The sequence below is a fragment of the Lactiplantibacillus sp. ME-2 genome (assembly GCF_022549155.1).
Lineage (GTDB): Bacteria > Bacillota > Bacilli > Lactobacillales > Lactobacillaceae > Lactiplantibacillus > Lactiplantibacillus plantarum.
Window position 1 is genome coordinate 18,342 of the sequence record NZ_JAKZEQ010000012.1, and the last position, 15,012, is coordinate 33,353.

16 protein-coding genes and 1 pseudogene are annotated in these 15,012 nt (G+C 46.0%); 11 read left to right on the forward strand and 6 right to left on the reverse strand.

The features are described from left to right. The first annotated feature begins 50 nt into the window (after positions 1 to 50). Positions 51 to 650 (forward strand): histidine phosphatase family protein, encoded by a 600-nt coding sequence (locus tag MMY95_RS06195; RefSeq protein WP_003644391.1) that lies wholly within the window; start codon positions 51 to 53, stop codon positions 648 to 650. Positions 651 to 760: 110 nt separating this feature from the next. Here MMY95_RS06195 and MMY95_RS16075 read toward each other — a convergent pair. The 4 genes and pseudogenes from MMY95_RS16075 to MMY95_RS06215 form a co-directional block, all read right to left on the reverse strand. After that, a pseudogene (locus MMY95_RS16075) lies at positions 761 to 1,154 on the reverse strand (DUF1801 domain-containing protein). A 565-nt stretch (positions 1,155 to 1,719) separates the two neighbouring features. Then, the gene (locus MMY95_RS06205) at positions 1,720 to 2,388 is read right to left on the reverse strand and encodes a chloramphenicol acetyltransferase CAT (protein WP_003644393.1); all 669 of its coding nucleotides are present in this window, start codon (positions 2,386 to 2,388) and stop codon (positions 1,720 to 1,722) included. Further along, positions 2,389 to 2,760 (reverse strand): GIY-YIG nuclease family protein, encoded by a 372-nt coding sequence (locus MMY95_RS06210; protein WP_027821447.1) that lies wholly within the window; start codon positions 2,758 to 2,760, stop codon positions 2,389 to 2,391. It lies immediately after the preceding gene. 3 nt (positions 2,761 to 2,763) lie between these two features. Next, positions 2,764 to 3,489: a DUF2087 domain-containing protein gene (locus MMY95_RS06215; protein WP_104795711.1), complete on the reverse strand. Its 726-nt coding sequence runs from the start codon at positions 3,487 to 3,489 to the stop codon at positions 2,764 to 2,766. Positions 3,490 to 3,691: 202 nt separating this feature from the next. Between MMY95_RS06215 and MMY95_RS06220 the strand changes: the two genes are divergently transcribed. From MMY95_RS06220 to MMY95_RS06230, 3 genes are all read left to right on the forward strand, one after another. Beyond that, positions 3,692 to 4,186: an NUDIX hydrolase gene (locus MMY95_RS06220; RefSeq protein ID WP_053267287.1), complete on the forward strand. Its 495-nt coding sequence runs from the start codon at positions 3,692 to 3,694 to the stop codon at positions 4,184 to 4,186. A 393-nt stretch (positions 4,187 to 4,579) separates the two neighbouring features. Next, positions 4,580 to 5,479 carry an ATP-binding cassette domain-containing protein gene (locus MMY95_RS06225; protein ID WP_241277551.1) on the forward strand — a complete coding sequence of 300 codons (900 nt, stop codon included), beginning with the start codon at positions 4,580 to 4,582 and terminating at the stop codon, positions 5,477 to 5,479. 12 nt (positions 5,480 to 5,491) lie between these two features. Continuing rightward, complete coding sequence (locus MMY95_RS06230; RefSeq protein ID WP_104795712.1) at positions 5,492 to 6,253, forward strand: ABC transporter permease; 762 nt, start codon at positions 5,492 to 5,494, stop codon at positions 6,251 to 6,253. A 117-nt stretch (positions 6,254 to 6,370) separates the two neighbouring features. Here MMY95_RS06230 and MMY95_RS06235 read toward each other — a convergent pair whose 3' ends face one another. Next, positions 6,371 to 8,077, reverse strand: a complete 1,707-nt coding sequence (locus tag MMY95_RS06235) for an NFACT RNA binding domain-containing protein (protein ID WP_053267290.1) — start codon at positions 8,075 to 8,077, stop codon at positions 6,371 to 6,373. Between the two features lie 485 nt (positions 8,078 to 8,562). Here MMY95_RS06235 and MMY95_RS06240 point away from each other — a divergent pair, with 485 nt between their 5' ends. The 7 genes from MMY95_RS06240 (at position 8,563) to MMY95_RS06270 (ending at position 13,335) form a co-directional block, all read left to right on the forward strand. Then, a complete protein-coding gene (locus MMY95_RS06240; RefSeq protein ID WP_003640522.1) occupies positions 8,563 to 8,985 on the forward strand; it encodes a MarR family transcriptional regulator in 423 nt (140 codons plus the stop codon). A gap of 84 nt (positions 8,986 to 9,069) precedes the next feature. Beyond that, positions 9,070 to 9,939: a DegV family protein gene (locus MMY95_RS06245; protein ID WP_011101553.1), complete on the forward strand. Its 870-nt coding sequence runs from the start codon at positions 9,070 to 9,072 to the stop codon at positions 9,937 to 9,939. Position 9,940: 1 nt separating this feature from the next. Continuing rightward, entirely contained in the window at positions 9,941 to 10,375 is a 435-nt protein-coding gene (locus MMY95_RS06250) for a GNAT family N-acetyltransferase (protein WP_003644400.1), read from the forward strand. 114 nt (positions 10,376 to 10,489) lie between these two features. Continuing rightward, positions 10,490 to 11,227 carry a DUF975 family protein gene (locus MMY95_RS06255; RefSeq protein ID WP_053267291.1) on the forward strand — a complete coding sequence of 246 codons (738 nt, stop codon included), beginning with the start codon at positions 10,490 to 10,492 and terminating at the stop codon, positions 11,225 to 11,227. A gap of 115 nt (positions 11,228 to 11,342) precedes the next feature. After that, positions 11,343 to 12,083 (forward strand): hypothetical protein, encoded by a 741-nt coding sequence (locus MMY95_RS06260; protein ID WP_027821449.1) that lies wholly within the window; start codon positions 11,343 to 11,345, stop codon positions 12,081 to 12,083. A gap of 106 nt (positions 12,084 to 12,189) precedes the next feature. Continuing rightward, the gene (locus MMY95_RS06265) at positions 12,190 to 12,465 is read left to right on the forward strand and encodes an RNA-binding protein (RefSeq protein WP_225442986.1); all 276 of its coding nucleotides are present in this window, start codon (positions 12,190 to 12,192) and stop codon (positions 12,463 to 12,465) included. A gap of 81 nt (positions 12,466 to 12,546) precedes the next feature. After that, on the forward strand, positions 12,547 to 13,335 hold the full coding sequence (locus tag MMY95_RS06270; protein WP_053267293.1) for a DUF4931 domain-containing protein: 789 nt from the start codon (positions 12,547 to 12,549) through the stop codon (positions 13,333 to 13,335). Between the two features lie 194 nt (positions 13,336 to 13,529). Here the strand turns inward: MMY95_RS06270 and MMY95_RS06275 are convergent, their stop codons facing one another. Continuing rightward, positions 13,530 to 14,717 (reverse strand): MFS transporter, encoded by a 1,188-nt coding sequence (locus MMY95_RS06275; RefSeq protein ID WP_003640529.1) that lies wholly within the window; start codon positions 14,715 to 14,717, stop codon positions 13,530 to 13,532. Positions 14,718 to 15,012 lie beyond the last annotated feature (295 nt).

The following is a 15,012-nucleotide window of genomic DNA, read 5'->3' on the forward strand; positions in this document are numbered from 1 at the left end:
TCATTTATGGTATGCTTATCTAAAGACAAATTAAAGGCAGGTTAGTTAAATTGGCAAAGACATTATATATGATGCGGCATGGTGAAACACTTTTTAATCGGCTGAAGAAGATTCAGGGGGCGTGTGACTCGCCGCTAACCCCCAAAGGAATTGCGGATGCCCAACGCGTGGGTGCGTATTTTCAGGCGCAAGGGATTACGTTTGATCATGCGTACAGCTCAACGCAGGAACGAGCTAGTGACACGTTAGAATTAGTGACCAAGCAACCTTATGAGCGTTTAAAGGGTATCAAAGAGTGGAATTTTGGCGTTTTCGAAGGTGAGTCGGAAGTGTTAAATCCAAAACCGGACCCCGTGCGCCGCAGTCATGGTGACTTTTTCTGTCAGTACGGTGGCGAAAGTGATTTGCAGGTACAAGACCGCGTTGTCAAAACGTTGACGGCGGTGATGGCACGTCCGGATCATCATCAGGTGTTGGCGGTCAGTCACGGTGGGGCTAGCTTCATGTTTTTGCGGCAATGGCTTTCAATGGACGAAATTGAGCGGCAAGGCATCGTGTTACATAACTGTGCAGTCATCAAGTACCAGTATGACGCGGGCCGCTTCACATTTGAAAAAATCATTAATTTGGCTGCAACTGATAAAAATTAAAATTATGTCAACTAGATTTAAGTGCGTTGACAATCAGTCTGAGTTTAAGCATTAAAAAGCGCTCACGACTCGGATTCAGGCATGAAAGCGGGGTCGTGAACGCTGACGCATCAAGGGCGCCAAAAGGTCGTCATGGTTTGTTTAGTAGTCATATTATATTGAATGATTTCTGCAAGTAGCTTGTGATTGATTGGCGCATCGAAAGCAACTTGCCATAACATCTTGGTTGTTTTATCACCAGCAGCCGTGATCGCGTTCCGATAGCTATCCAAAGTATATGATTCAAGTGCAATGTTCAGATGATCCTTGGCGGTACTGAACCCAATGATAAATGTGTTGTGGTCAGTAAACATCGGTTGATTCCAGGCGACCCGTGCCTTGAGTTGTGGAAAAGTCGTGTGTACCCAGTTGAGCGCGATGGGGTGTTGCACCCAGCTTTTCCAGATATGGTGTCAAAACAGCTAGGTCAGCGTCAAGGTACTCAGCCATTGGCATTTCCTCCATTCATTGATGGCTTCAGTGTACCGGATACCCGCAGAGCTTGCAACCAAAAATAATCCCGTTCAATCAGGTGGCCCACACGGCTGATCGAACGGGATTATTTTTAATACCGCGCATTTGAGCCCACTACGATTCAGTGCACGGTTCGTTTTTATTAGTTCATTAGGTTCCAATGCCAGTAAGGATGGCGATCGACTCTATAAATGACAGCTGGATCAGCACTCCGAGGCCGCGGTTGTTTCACCGTGATCGTTAAGATTTGTGAATGACGCATAGACATCAGTTCCTTTCTTAATTAATGTCTTTAGTTTACCCATTTGAAGCAGACTCAACTACTGCGTTTTCATAAGGCTAGCATAAGAATTTCTTAGAATTGTACTGGCGAGGGCCGGCACTACTTGGACAGCGGTTACGGTGTGGTTGCTTGAAGAAAGGCGCAATCTGATGAGCGAACAAACACCGGTAAATAACACTGATTAAGCTAGTGACTCATTCGCTTCAAAAAAAGACCTGACGAGCGGTGTTTAAGCTGGATAACAAATGCACATAACGGGCCTTGACTATATGGTTAGGCTAAGTATTGTGTTGGTTGTTCCCAACATGACTGGAGTTCATTAAAAAAACGACTGAGATGATCGCCATCAATGGTGGCATGATTGACCGTAATGCTTAGCGGCATGATTGTTTTGTCAGCGTCCTTCTTAAACTGGCCAGCCTGAAAAATTGGAAAGAAACTATCTAGTGGTTTGAATGGGAGGGGCGTGTAGCTACTAAAGTGGACTCCTGGAAGACAGCCGATATTAACCAGATTAGGTGTTTGTGGTGTTTTCGGCATGGGCCCTGGAAGTGCACTAAATTCAGCTTGGTCTGCTAAATAGTGTTGATAGAACGTTTCAAAATCGGTGTCGTAAGTCGTCCATAAATTAGCCATTGTCCGGTCAGCGTGTAAGATCGTATAAGACGGATGTAACACGTCAAAGGTCACCAGTTGATCGTTCAAATAGCCGATGCGCATTTCGGGATGTGTGGTCAACAAGCGACTCACTAGGTATAGATATACCGCGTTGAATTTAACGTGGTGGGCTTTAGTCCAAGCTAGGGTGGCGGTAATATCCATATTTACCGTGAGACTAAAACCGCTGGGGGCTATCTTGGTGAAATAGTAAAAATAAGTTTGGCGCGGCCAGGCTGCAGGATTAATAGCAACGGCGTGCATGTTTGGTTTAGTGGTGGTCATTTAGTTTTCCTGCCAATCTTTAGGGCGCCGATTATAGCCATGGTCATCGAATGGTTGTAAATCGTGCAGCCATTTGGTTTTGAGTGCTTTGAGCGTGGCACGCATATTAGTAACATCGGTCGTTTCCTTTTGCCACAGAATTTGATATGAAAAGTCAGCGGCAGTTTGTTGATTCCAATCAGCCTGTAACGGGTTGGACCGGTAAAAGTTTTTATTAAGATTTAGTTGATAAAAGGCCCAGCGGTTGTGTAAATTGGGCACTGTGTCAATCCAAATTTTATGATTGCGTTCGTTGGTAATTTGAATGACGCCGTAATAAGTTGGGGCAAGTTTGTATTTTTGTTGTAAGCGATGCTTTTCGACTGGTTGCATGGTTCAGTCCTCCTTAGTAGTTGTGCGCCAGTATTGCCGGCCATCGACGGTACGCTTTAAGAAGCCGTAGTCGATCAGGTAACGGCGCAGCGTGGTGTAATCAAAATAAATCGGTCGTAAATAGTGGTTGAGCTCGTCTTCATTGATTGGCCGGTTCATCGGAATTTCATCAATAATCCGCGTTAGAATTGTGACGATCGTCTTTTGCTTTTGGGGCCACCGCTTCAATTGTAGTGGGTCATGATCAAAGTTGAAGTACTGCTTCAATGTTTGGACCGCTTCGTCTTCAGTAATCGCAAAGCGGTCATCAATAATTCCAGGTTGTTCTGGCAGGACAATCAAATCATTGGGCGTCTGACCACTCTCAAAGACGGATTGATAGATGGCCAGGTACAATTTAGCTTGTTTGGCTTTTTCACGAAATGTAAATTTTTGATGTCGAATCGTGGCCGCCGCTAATTGAAATTGTTTAGCCAAGTCGGCATCCTTGATGCCAGTCGCAAAAGCAGTCAGTAAATTTTGCTGTTTAGTGGTTAAAGTATTGTAGCGACTCGCTAAGTGAATCAGTGGTGACTGGATACCACCATGGACGATCGTTAAGTGTTGTTCGATCGTGGCCGCCGCTGTAGTCGTTTCCCAGCTAGCATCACAGTAATTACAATACCGGGCAGTGGCTGTTTGATGCCAGCCGCGTTTTAAATCATCAATCGTTAAACTAGTTAAGTCCATGAGGCTACCTCCAATGTTACTGATTATAAGACTGTTTACTGTATTTGTAAACACAATCGATGAATTAATGTTTACTAAAATAGTAAACTTACAATCGTCTGATATGTTTACCGTTGCAGTAAACGCTTAGATTTGCCTTGACACCAAGATAGCTAGCGCTTACGCTTAACGACGCTGTTTAAACGTGAAAGGACGTGGGACAATGGAAACTTATCACCGTGCATTTGGTGTTTATGGGATTATTGGCGATGAGCATGCGTTGGTCGTTACTAAAAAGTTTGGTGGTCCCTATACGAATCGCTACGACTTACCAGGTGGCAGTTTGGCCGATGGTGAGCCCTTACTTGCCGCGATTCGCCGTGAGATTCAAGAAGAAACCGGGTTAATCCCGACTGAATTGACGCAATTGGGTATCACGAGTTTTCGGTATCCCTGGCAGTTCAAGCAGTGGCGAATGAACCAATATCTGGCGGTCTTTTACCGAGTGACCCGGACGACTGGGCAGCTGGCTGAACATGTCGCTAACTTTGATGGTCAAGATTCGCATGGAGCATCACGGGTGCCGTTGCATGCGTTGACTGAAGCTAATGCGTCACCGCTGGTTTTAAAAGCAAAGGCAGTGTTGTTATCCGGGCAGTTTGACCCAAGCGATCAGACCTACCCGGACTGGACCGTGCTGGATCATCCGGTTTATTGACCTGAGCTAATCCCGGAATGTCGCCAAAAATTTCATTTCAAAAGCGAAAAATAGGTGAACACTAGGTTGGCAATGTGGCTGATCTAGTGGTCACCTATTTTTGATTCATGCGCACAACTAATGCGTTTAAGCGGGCGTGTGGCTTAGTCCTAATGTGACAAAAATGACGACGTTGATTGATTAGTTAATCGTCGTTTCGCGTGGTGGGGGTTAAAAGTAACAAAATACTGGTGTGCGCCCGAGAAAACCAACATTTAAATGAATAGCGAGCTATAATTCAGTAACGTCTGAATGGTGATCTTTCCTAGGCAGGGTTACTTATCGTTTAAGGAGGGACGCAACGTGTCGACAGCTTATGAGAACGTTTGCCATCTTGAAAGAGAGGGGATTTAAATGGCCGATGCAATTTTAACCGTTAAACATCTGAATAAAAGTTACGGCCACCAGCCGGTTTTGCGTGACGTTAGTTTTGAATGCACCCAGGGACGGATCGTGGGCCTGGTGGGCGCGAATGGCGCTGGAAAAACGACAATTATGAAAGCAATTTTAGGGCTACTTAGCACGGATGGTGAGATTCAAATCGCAGGTGAATCGATGCAATTCGATCATCATCCCATCTTGGCGACGGTGGAGTCACTAATCGAGTATCCGAGTCTTTATCCGTATATGAGCGGTTGGGACAACTTGCGTTTGTTTGCGGACGGGCCCGATGCCCAAGCGCGATTGGCGGCGGTGGTGTCCGCACTAAACATGACCGACTATATCCATCAAAAAGCGCGTCATTATTCATTGGGGATGAAACAAAAGCTTGGTGTCGCCCTGGCCTTTTTGAATCAGCCGCAACTAGTGATTTTGGACGAACCGATGAATGGTTTGGATCCACAAGGTACTAAGGAGTTACGCGATTTTATCTTGAAGCAAAAACAGGCGGGCGTCACGTTTTTGATTTCTAGTCACATTCTCAGTGAATTGCAAAAGCTAGCAGACGATTTAGTCATTATCGATCACGGTAAAATTATTGAGAAAACAACGATGACAGCACTGTTAACGACGACCGATCATTTTGTCATTGTGAAAACTGATCATGACGGTCAGGCGAAAGCGGTTTTGGTGGCGGCCAGCTATCAAGTAGTTGCCGACACGGTTGTGAAAGTCCACTTAGCACCGGACCATCAGGTGGCAGATGTGCTTCATGTTCTGACTAGTCACGGACTGACGGTCAGGGATGTTCGGCATGAGGCGGCTGATTTGGAAAGTACGATTTTAAAATTACTGGCGACAACCAGCGCCTAGGGAGTGGTACTGATGATGACGTTATATCGACAAGAACTCACAAAACTATTTAAGAAGAAGTCTACGATTTGGTGTGGACTGATATTGGCTACCGTAACGCTGATCTTTGCGATTTTGGCGCGGATCAAGCCGACGATTTTTCCCGCCAAAACCATGTTTGCCGCTAATTTTGAAGCGCAGCAGTTCATCGTCTTCTTTATGGTAGCAGCGGCGGCCACGATGATCACGATGGAATTTCAATTTGGGACGATCAAGCACGTGTTAACGCAGCGTTATTCACGACCACTCGTTTTGGTTAGTAAGTGGCTCGTGCTGTTAACCTACAGTCTATTGTTGTATGTCGGTAGCAGTCTGTTTGCCATCTTACTTAAAGTCTGCTTAGTAAATGATAAATTTGCGATCTTTACGCGGGCCAAGTTTTGGCATGATTGGTTGGCGGGCGTTGGCGGTGAATTTCTCAATACGTGGTTACTGCTGAGTCTAGTGCTGCTAATTGCTGCTCTTTTCAAGAGTTCTGGTGCGGCAGTCGCGGTCGGAATCATCGGATACTTTGTTCTGGGAATGGTTAATATTCCCATGATCGCACTCATTCGGAAGTATACGTGGCTCAAATGGAACCCACTCAACATGTTCAACTTTTCAGCCCAGTTGGGATTACCGACGCTGAGTAAAATTACCAAGCTCACGGATATCCAGTTGTTTTGGGGCAATCTTGCATACATTATTTTATTCTTAGTGTTAGGCCTGCTATTCTTTCGGCGGCGGGAAGTTTGAACCGTTACCGTTTGAAGCACTGCCAGTAAATACCAAAAATCGCGCGCCCAGAAATTTCATCTTGGACGCGCGATTTTGTTGGTTAATAATTGATAAATATGCGCTTTTGAAACTAGTTTACGCGTGCGGTGTCAGTTGTTCAACGAGCTCAGCATTGGGAGAAACGTACAACGTTTTCTGACCTTCATAGATCACAAAGCCAGGTTTGGCGCCATTGGGCTTGCGAATTCGGCGAACTTGGACGTAATCGACCGGAACGGTTGCTGAATCGCGGGCTTTTGAGAAGTATGCGGCGAGATTCGCGGCTTCTGTGAGCGTTTGGTCACTAGGATCATCTGAATGAATGATGACGTGTGAGCCTGGGATTTTTTGTGTATGCAGCCAATAGTCACTCTTACGGGCCGTTTTCAATGTTAACTGATCGTTTTGCCGGTTGTTTTTACCGACAAAGATCGGCGTCCCGTCACTCGCAGTAAATTCCTGGGGTTGACTCGGTTTACGTGAACTGCGTTGCTTTTTCTTAGTCTTGTGTTGCTTTAAGTAGCCTTGTTGCGTCAATTCTTCACGAATTTCGGTGATGTCAGCGGGACTAGCAAGCTCGATTTGGGTCTGGATATTGTCCAGATAATCAATTTCAGCTTGGGTCAAGCTGATCTGCTCACCAACGAAGCCAACGGCATTTTTTTGCTTCTGATAACGTGAAAAATACTTCTGCGCGTTCCGGGAAGGCGAGAGCTGATTAGATAGTTGAATCTTTAACGGCGCGTTATCGTGATAATAGTCTGGTAAAGTGATCTCAGTCATCCCACGTTTGACTTCATGTAGATAGGTCGTTAGGATTTCACCTTTTAACCGCAGCTCATCGGCCTGCTTGGTGTTAGCTAAGGTCTTTTCTAACTTTTTGAGCTTATTACGATTCTTCTTCAGGTTATTTTTGACCACCCGAATTAGATTACCAGCTTGTTGTTGAACCCGTTCCCGTTGGGCCGCGTCTGCATAATAAAAATCAAGCAGACTGCTCAACGAGTCGAATTGGCGCGTGGCTTTGCCAAAATGGGTAAATAGCCCCGCAGCAAACATAGTCTTGTTATTTGGCAAGGTGATCAACGTCGCCTGCGGTTGATCAAACTGTGCCAGAAAGGCTTGATAATGGTGGTCAAGATTGCCAGGCTGATGTAAATCGGCAGCTAACTGTTGCGCGCTATCACGGCCGAATCCCTGATAATGCTGCTGCAATTGTTTTGCCAACACGTCTTCGTTGGGGTAATCCGTGACTAAGGTGTGAAAATCAGTATTCGGTGTAAATGGGTCTTGTTTGTCTTGCTTGGGGGGCTCGATGTAGGTCGCGCCTGGTAGAAGTAGTCGGTAGCGATTCTGATCCGCACCGACATGCTTGATGACGTCAATGATCTTACCAGTCTGATTATCAACTAGGATCACGTTACTATGTCGTGCCATGATTTCGATAATCAACGTCAATGTCTCGGCATCACCGAGTTCGTTACGGGTCGTCACGGTCAGGTGCACAACCCGGTCGTTGGCGACCTGCGACACATCGGTCACGATGGCACCTTGTAAATATTTACGCATCATCATTGCGAAGTTCGTCGGCACGGCCGGATTAACGTAAGGGATTTGTGTTGTCTGAATCCGCGGGTACGTCGGGTCAGCCGATAGTAGAACTGGGTGATTCTTCCGGTTGGCACGAATGGTCAGAATCAACTCGTTTTGGTATGGCTGATTAATTTTTGAAATACGACCGCCAACTAGTGTTTGACGTAATTCGGTGACCATGGCATGGGTAAATAAACCATCAAAGGACATGTGATCACTCGCTTTCTAAGATATTCGTTATCACTGTAAAAATACAGTTAACCGGGTACTAGTATACCGTTTTTGAACGGTTAAAAACAAGTTAGCGCCCCGCGCTGACGCATAAAGTTAGTTGCCATCGCTGCTAGTTTTCAAACAAGCAATTAGCGGATGAACGCTTTGAATCTAAAAATGTTATATGCAAAAACTACTTTAACGGTATTTTAAATAAAAAGTAGTCGTAATTACACACTCTATATTGTATAATACAAATGTATTCATTGTGTGTGCTGCTATTCGCATAAGTGATGGTTAAAGCGTGCTAATTACGATGGAATCACACTGGATCAGCCAGTTTACGCTGAAACGTGCTTGCGTCAGCGAAGCTCAGTTGAGTTTTTTTGAGGCTGAAAAATTAGCACGTTTTTAATCATCAGGCGGGGTAAATCAAGTCACAATGGACCAATGTGAATTATTGTTGAGAGGAATGAACTGTCATGAAGTCAAGTTTAACGGCCTTAGCGGAAACCGCTAAGTTGCAAACTGCCATGTTGAAAAAAATTACTAAGGCCCAAGGAATCACCGTTGCGGAATGGCAACTGCTGATCCAGTTGGCAGCGGGGGCCAATACGCAAGAAAAATTGGCGACAGCCATGCAGCTTGATACATCTACATTAAGTCGGCAACTGGCTAGCCTAGTCAAAAAAGAACGTTTGAGTAAGGAAGCGATTGGTCGTGACCGCCGCCAACTTGTTTACACGGTCACGCCGGCAGGAACAGCGGCATTGACCAAGATTAATGCGGATTATCAACAGTTTGAAGCAGAAGTTTTTGACAAATGGCCACAAGATGAACAAAACCTTCTCCGGATTCTGCTCAATCGGTTAAACAAGTCAGTTAGCCGAATTCTCGAGCCATGACTTTCCAAACGGTCGAAGGTAGAGTATAACTTAGTTTTATGCTATGATATTTGTTATTATTTAAATGAGAAGTAGGTGTAAGTCATGAAGATTGCTGTTGTTACTGACAGCACGAGCTATTTGACACCGCAAGAGGTCGCGGACAACGATATTCATGTCGTGCCGATTCCGGTTATTATAGATGGAAAAGTGTATCAAGAAGGTGTCGACATTAAAACGGCCGACTTTTACGCAAATATGAAATCATTTAAGTCGTTCCCAAGTACGTCCCAACCACCCGTGGGGGAAATGGTGGCATTCTATAACCGCTTGGGTGAACAAGGTTATGATGCAGTCATCAGTATTCATCTTGCTAGCACGATTTCCGGTTTTTATAATAGCTTGATGAACATGCGAGATATGGTCGATAATATCAAACTTTATCCGTATGACTCCCAGATCACGGTCCGTCTGATGGGCTATTTGGCAATTGAAGCCGCGCGGATGGCTAAAGCTGGTCACAGTGTTGAAGAAATCCTGGCACGCCTAGATGATCTGCGGGCCTCGATGGGCGAATACTTTATCGTGGATGATTTGCAAAATCTGGTCCGGGGTGGTCGGTTATCGAATGCGTCAGCCTTCATTGGAAGCGTGTTACGGATCAAGCCACTGTTGACTTTTGATGATCAGAGCCATGAAATCGTCGCCTTTGAGAAAGTTCGTTCAACTAAGAAAGCTTTAGCGCGAGTTGAGCACCTCTTTGCTGAAGCACAGTCAAAAGTCGACTATCCGCTGCGAGCAATTATCGTTCAGGGGAATAATTTGGCTGCCGCTGAAGATTGGAAACAAAAGTTACAACAAATTTATCCAGACATGCCGATCGATATCACGTACTTTGGTCCAGTGATTGGGGCCCATTTAGGTGACAAGTCATTAGCGTTAGCCTGGTTGAAGGACATTGATAAGGCCTACTAAAATGAAAATTATTTTTTCAGCATCACCAGCCAATCGGGCAGCGGCCTACGCGTTACGTCAGGCTGTATTTGTTGAAGAGCGTGGAATCAGTGCTGACGTTGAATTTGACGTCAAGGATACTGATCAGCGTGAATACGCTGTTCTATATTTACAGCCTGATTTACCAATTACAACGTTACGCTTAGAACCACAAGCTGACCACGTGATGCGATTTGGTCGAGTCTGCACTCGGAAGGCCTATCGCGGTCATGGTTGGGGTCGTCAATTATTGACAGCGGCTGAGGAGTGGGCCACGCAACGTGGTTTTACTCATGGCGAGATTCATGGTGAACTCACTGCCCAGCGCTTTTACGAACTGTGTGGTTATCGAGTTACAGCCGGCCCGTATGATGAAGATGGGGCCCCCGTTGTGATTATGCATAAGCAATTATTATGATTCAACTCGTAGCGTTGGCATTTTGCCAGCGCTTTTTTAGGGTTTTGCCGTTGACTAACGGGGACAAAAAACGGAAAATGGACTAAATTAAACAAGTAGTGGAGGAGTGGCGCAATGATTCAAAAAACGAGGGCCGAACTTAAAACCGAAATTAAGCAACTCTTTAAGGGGCGTTGGAAAGATGCCATCTTATTATGTATTATTATTAGCTTATTAACGATTTTCGGGGTGATGGCCAATTATTCAGATCGCGTGTCGTCGGGCAGTTCCACGACTGACGACACGGCTTTTAAGCAGTTGGGGACCCTGACTGGTTCTGATATATCGTTGATTTTAGCTGTAATAGCTGGGTTTTTACTGGTTCAAGTTGGTGTCTGGCTGGTCGTTCAAATCTTTCGAATTGGGACGAGTTATGCGATGTTGGACTGGGTCCGACAACCAGAACGCCAGATCCATCCGGTCAGTGACTCAACGGTCGGGTTCACGAAACGTTATGGGTGGGCACTGGTCGGTCTGATTATTTACAAAACTGTGCTTATCTTCCTATGGAGCCTGCTATTGGTGGTTCCGGGTATTATTAGGGCGTACGCTTATTCACAGACTTTTTATGCGTATAAGGACTTGTTAGCTGCAACACCTGCTGGTCAAGCACGGCCACGCTATCGTGATGCGGTCACCCGTAGCCGTCAGTTGATGCACGGGCACAAGTGGCAGTTATTTGTGTTGCATTTAAGCTTTTTGGGCTGGGAACTTCTCAGTATCTTAACGGCTGGAATCGGCCAGTTATGGTTGGTACCATATATTTATGGTGTACTTGCCAACTATTATGATAATTTACAAGCAATTAATTAATGAACGTCGATATTAAAAATCGACACAAATAATATTGTTTCTTTTATTAAGCATTAAGACAAGCCCGCTAAAATATGGTAAACTGGCTGAAGCAAGAAAGGAAGTGCGATAGTTAATGCCTGAACAAAAACAGACGCGCATGTCACGCTTAAAAGCGCGAGAGGCTACGGGTGGCAAGCGGGGACGTAAGGCGAGTTCACAGGGATCCCATGCACCTAAGGAACCGAACGATCCAAAGAAACCGCAAGCACCTAAGTCACCGCAAAAAAAACATCACGTTTCGTTATGGCTATTGGCTTTAATCGTGATTGCGCTCGGTGGAACAGTCGTTTACTTTGTCAAAGCAGCTAGCAACCAAGACTTAGTCGAAACCACGAGTTCCTCAAGTAGCAGCAAGGCGCGCAAAAAATCATCTTCGAAGAAATCATCTAGCTCATCGAAGAAAAAGAAGAAGCATTCAAGCTCAAGTAGTGAGAGTACCAGTGAAACAACGGCTGCAAGCACGGATGCGGACACGGACACTAGTGCTGGCGAGACAACAACTACTGGTGATTATAGCAGTTCAACTGCCACTAATACGACGGCTGGCAATACAACGGCTAGTTCGCATAGCACGACGACCAGTCATCAAACGACCACAAGTAGCGCCACCTCTCACAGTACTTCAACAGCCAGCAGCTCATCAAAGAGTGAAACGGCGTCAACTAGTACTGAAAAGAGTAGCAGTAGTAGTCATGCCGGCTCGACATACGATAATTTAAATGACGCGAAGGACTATGGTGAAAACTCAATCAGTGGGAACTATAAAGTCACGACGGATAGCAATGGCTCGTACCACGTGTCAAAAGCTGATTAATTTTAATTGCAATCATGATGTTTGAGCTGGGCTTTTGCGACCGTTTTCGGTATAATAGCCTTAAAATGATTGTAAGAAGTGAGTGATAAAATTGAATCACAATTATGTGGAAGTTAAGTATCCAGCCATTTTTCGTGATGAAGGCACCTACTGGGATGTCCGTTTTCCAGACGTTCCTGCCGCCCAGACCTTTGGGGCGAGTGTCCAAGTTGCTGCGGACAATGCGGCGAACGCGTTGGCTATTGCGCTCTTTGAACAATCACTCCCGCCGGCGTCGGATCCGCAGTACTGGCGGTTGGCTTCAACGGAATTTGTTGTTTGGATCACGATGGCGGATGTCCAGTTTGGTCCGGGCGCTGATACACCGGAACCAATGAACTAATGCGTATAAAAGGCAAACGGGTCGGCACCTAATTGGTGTTTCGGACCCGTTTTCTTATTTCATGAAAGAAGTTGAGAAACCTTGCCAAACCAGCCACTAATCTTTGATACGGCCATTGCGAAGGATAAGCCAGAAAATATCCGGCACCCGCACAATGCCTGTCCTTTTTGCGATCCGGGCCAGTTGACTGATATTATCACGCAAGATGCAGATCGTATCTGGCTATTGAATAAATTTCCGACCTTGCAAGCTACCTGGCAAACGATCGTGATCGAGGCGGCCCGCCATGATGGCGATATTGCTACTTACTCATCCGCACAAAACCGCGCTGTCTTCGCGTTTGCTCTGAAGCACTGGCAAGCCACAATTGCGAGTGGTCGGTTCAAATCGGTGTTGTGCTATAAAAATTTTGGCCCACACTCGGGTGGAAGTTTACGGCATCCACACATGCAAATCGTTGGTTTAATGGCCGCCGATGGTTACGCTAACGTGACAGCAGCCAATTTGACTGGGTATTCAGTGTTGGCGGTCAATCAGGTCCAAGTAACTGTTTCTGATCGGCCTATCATGGGATTTGTCGAAATCAACGTTGCTGCTCCAGCTACCGCGATTGCACCGTTAGCCGATGCTGTGCAACAGGTCGTCCAGTATACGCTAAATACGTATTTTCATGGGCAGTGTGATAGTTATAACCTATTTTTCTATCCGCGGGATGACCAGATTGTTGCCAAAGTGGTCCCACTATTTAATGTCTCACCATACTATATCGGCTATCGGCTGGCACAAGCAGATACGCCAAAGCGAATGCGCGCCATCGCTGAGGAAATTCGGCAACAGTTTGAACGATCGAATCTGGCTCACTCAAACTAGCTAATAGGCCGAACAGCCCCAAACGACGGAAAAGGCCCCCAGGAATCCTTTCGATTCTCAGGGGCCTTCACTTTACCGTTCACGTGCATGATTAATGGTGACGCAATTGCGATTAGTATGGGGTGGTCAAAAGCAACCGGTCAAGTCGTGGGGGAACATCTCTCAGCAGTAATGGCAGTGATTAGTTATGGTTTTCAATGCTGGACGGCCCTTCGCCGGGCATAGCCGTAAAGACTCAGCAAGGCGATCAATGTCAGCAGGCCACAGCTACCGAAAGTAACGGCAAACCCCACCCGTTGAATTAACCAGCCAATCAGAGGAAAAGCGCTGATCATCGCTAAACTAAAGACCATGCTGGCAACGCTCAGTAGGGTGGCCCGTTGCCCGTTTGGAATCAGCTGATTGTAGTAGTTGGAAAACAGTGGCTCAATCAGTGCCATCAAACTATTGATGACTAAATAGATGAGGACCAGTAGACCGATGGCGTGACTAAATGCGCTAAGTAGGGCCATAATCATGCTTAGGCAGAGCCCGTAAAGTAACTGATGTTGGGTTTGATGTCGCTGTAGCCAAGGTGTCAGTTGGATCGCCACAATATTGAGGGCCATACTCGCAATGAGGATCGTCGTGATTAGTCTCCCACTAAAGTGCTGAGCAGTCATCACTGTTTGAAAGTAATAGTAATAAGTTGTTCCGAGTGCCGAAAAGAGCGCGTCAAAGATCATTAAAAGCCGTAAACGACGTTGGGTCACTAACAGATGCGCGGCAGCACGAAGGATCGTTCGTAACGACGGTTGTGTTGAATGAGTCTTGGTCAACTGGCGCTGGGGAACGTGCAGCCCACTGATTGCCAGAATGGCAATGAGCGCTGCCGCTAAATAGACCCAGTACGTCACTGAAAGATGCTGGGGCATTAACCAGCCAGCCAACACGACACCCAACGTATCGGCCACTTCGATTGTCGTGTTGAGAATCGTCGTGACGCGTGGATAATGTTGCGTGGCCTGAGTATTGACGAGACTGTCATATTGTGCCGCTTCAATCGTACCAGACTGGAGATTATACGCCCAGGCTTGTAGGATGAATGCTAGGAGCAACCAGCCGAGACTGTGAGCCGTCAACATGATGAGGGCGTGTCCGATAGCCATCAGGCGGCTAATGATCAGGACAGGCCGATAACCAAAGCGGTCGGCGATAACGCCGGAGGGAACTTCCGAGAGAAAACTAGTCAGATGAAAAACACTTTCGCATAGCCCTATCTCAACGAGTGATAGGCCTTGTTGCTGTAAAAAGATCACCCAGAGGGTGTTGATACCAAAAAAAGCACAGGCCGCATAACCATAACTGAGGGTTAGGTTACGACGGGTAAGTGGTGATAACATGTTGGACTCCTTTAGCGGCCACGAGCGGACAAAAAAAGACGACCCATTGTCGTCAGCTACTCGTGACTTCGCAATGGCTAGTGGTCATTCAACTTGGAAAAAGCGCAGACTGCGCCCCTGACATAACCATAACTGCAAAAATTGTGCGCTTAAGGTTAATCCAAGCTAAAAATTTAGCCAACACGTCATTCACCACTTTCTAATAATCTCATTTTCTTATCATAACAATACCATATCAATTTCTGACTGACAACTGGTACCGATAAGTTTGAATGCCTGATATTAGTTGTGATTG

What these genes read in the sequence shown, in the direction of transcription:
- MMY95_RS06205 (WP_003644393.1), bottom strand. Translation starts at nt 2,388, where the DNA reads ATGACCACCACTAAACCAAACATGCACGCCGTTGCTATTAATCCTGCA.
- MMY95_RS06210 (WP_027821447.1), bottom strand. Translation starts at nt 2,760, where the DNA reads ATGCAACCAGTCGAAAAGCATCGCTTACAACAAAAATACAAACTTGCC.
- MMY95_RS06215 (WP_104795711.1), bottom strand. Translation starts at nt 3,489, where the DNA reads ATGGACTTAACTAGTTTAACGATTGATGATTTAAAACGCGGCTGGCAT.
- MMY95_RS06220 (WP_053267287.1), top strand. Translation starts at nt 3,692, where the DNA reads ATGGAAACTTATCACCGTGCATTTGGTGTTTATGGGATTATTGGCGAT.
- MMY95_RS06225 (WP_241277551.1), top strand. Translation starts at nt 4,580, where the DNA reads ATGGCCGATGCAATTTTAACCGTTAAACATCTGAATAAAAGTTACGGC.
- MMY95_RS06230 (WP_104795712.1), top strand. Translation starts at nt 5,492, where the DNA reads ATGATGACGTTATATCGACAAGAACTCACAAAACTATTTAAGAAGAAG.
- MMY95_RS06235 (WP_053267290.1), bottom strand. Translation starts at nt 8,077, where the DNA reads ATGTCCTTTGATGGTTTATTTACCCATGCCATGGTCACCGAATTACGT.
- MMY95_RS06240 (WP_003640522.1), top strand. Translation starts at nt 8,563, where the DNA reads ATGAAGTCAAGTTTAACGGCCTTAGCGGAAACCGCTAAGTTGCAAACT.
- MMY95_RS06245 (WP_011101553.1), top strand. Translation starts at nt 9,070, where the DNA reads ATGAAGATTGCTGTTGTTACTGACAGCACGAGCTATTTGACACCGCAA.
- MMY95_RS06250 (WP_003644400.1), top strand. Translation starts at nt 9,941, where the DNA reads ATGAAAATTATTTTTTCAGCATCACCAGCCAATCGGGCAGCGGCCTAC.
- MMY95_RS06255 (WP_053267291.1), top strand. Translation starts at nt 10,490, where the DNA reads ATGATTCAAAAAACGAGGGCCGAACTTAAAACCGAAATTAAGCAACTC.
- MMY95_RS06260 (WP_027821449.1), top strand. Translation starts at nt 11,343, where the DNA reads ATGCCTGAACAAAAACAGACGCGCATGTCACGCTTAAAAGCGCGAGAG.
- MMY95_RS06275 (WP_003640529.1), bottom strand. Translation starts at nt 14,717, where the DNA reads ATGTTATCACCACTTACCCGTCGTAACCTAACCCTCAGTTATGGTTAT.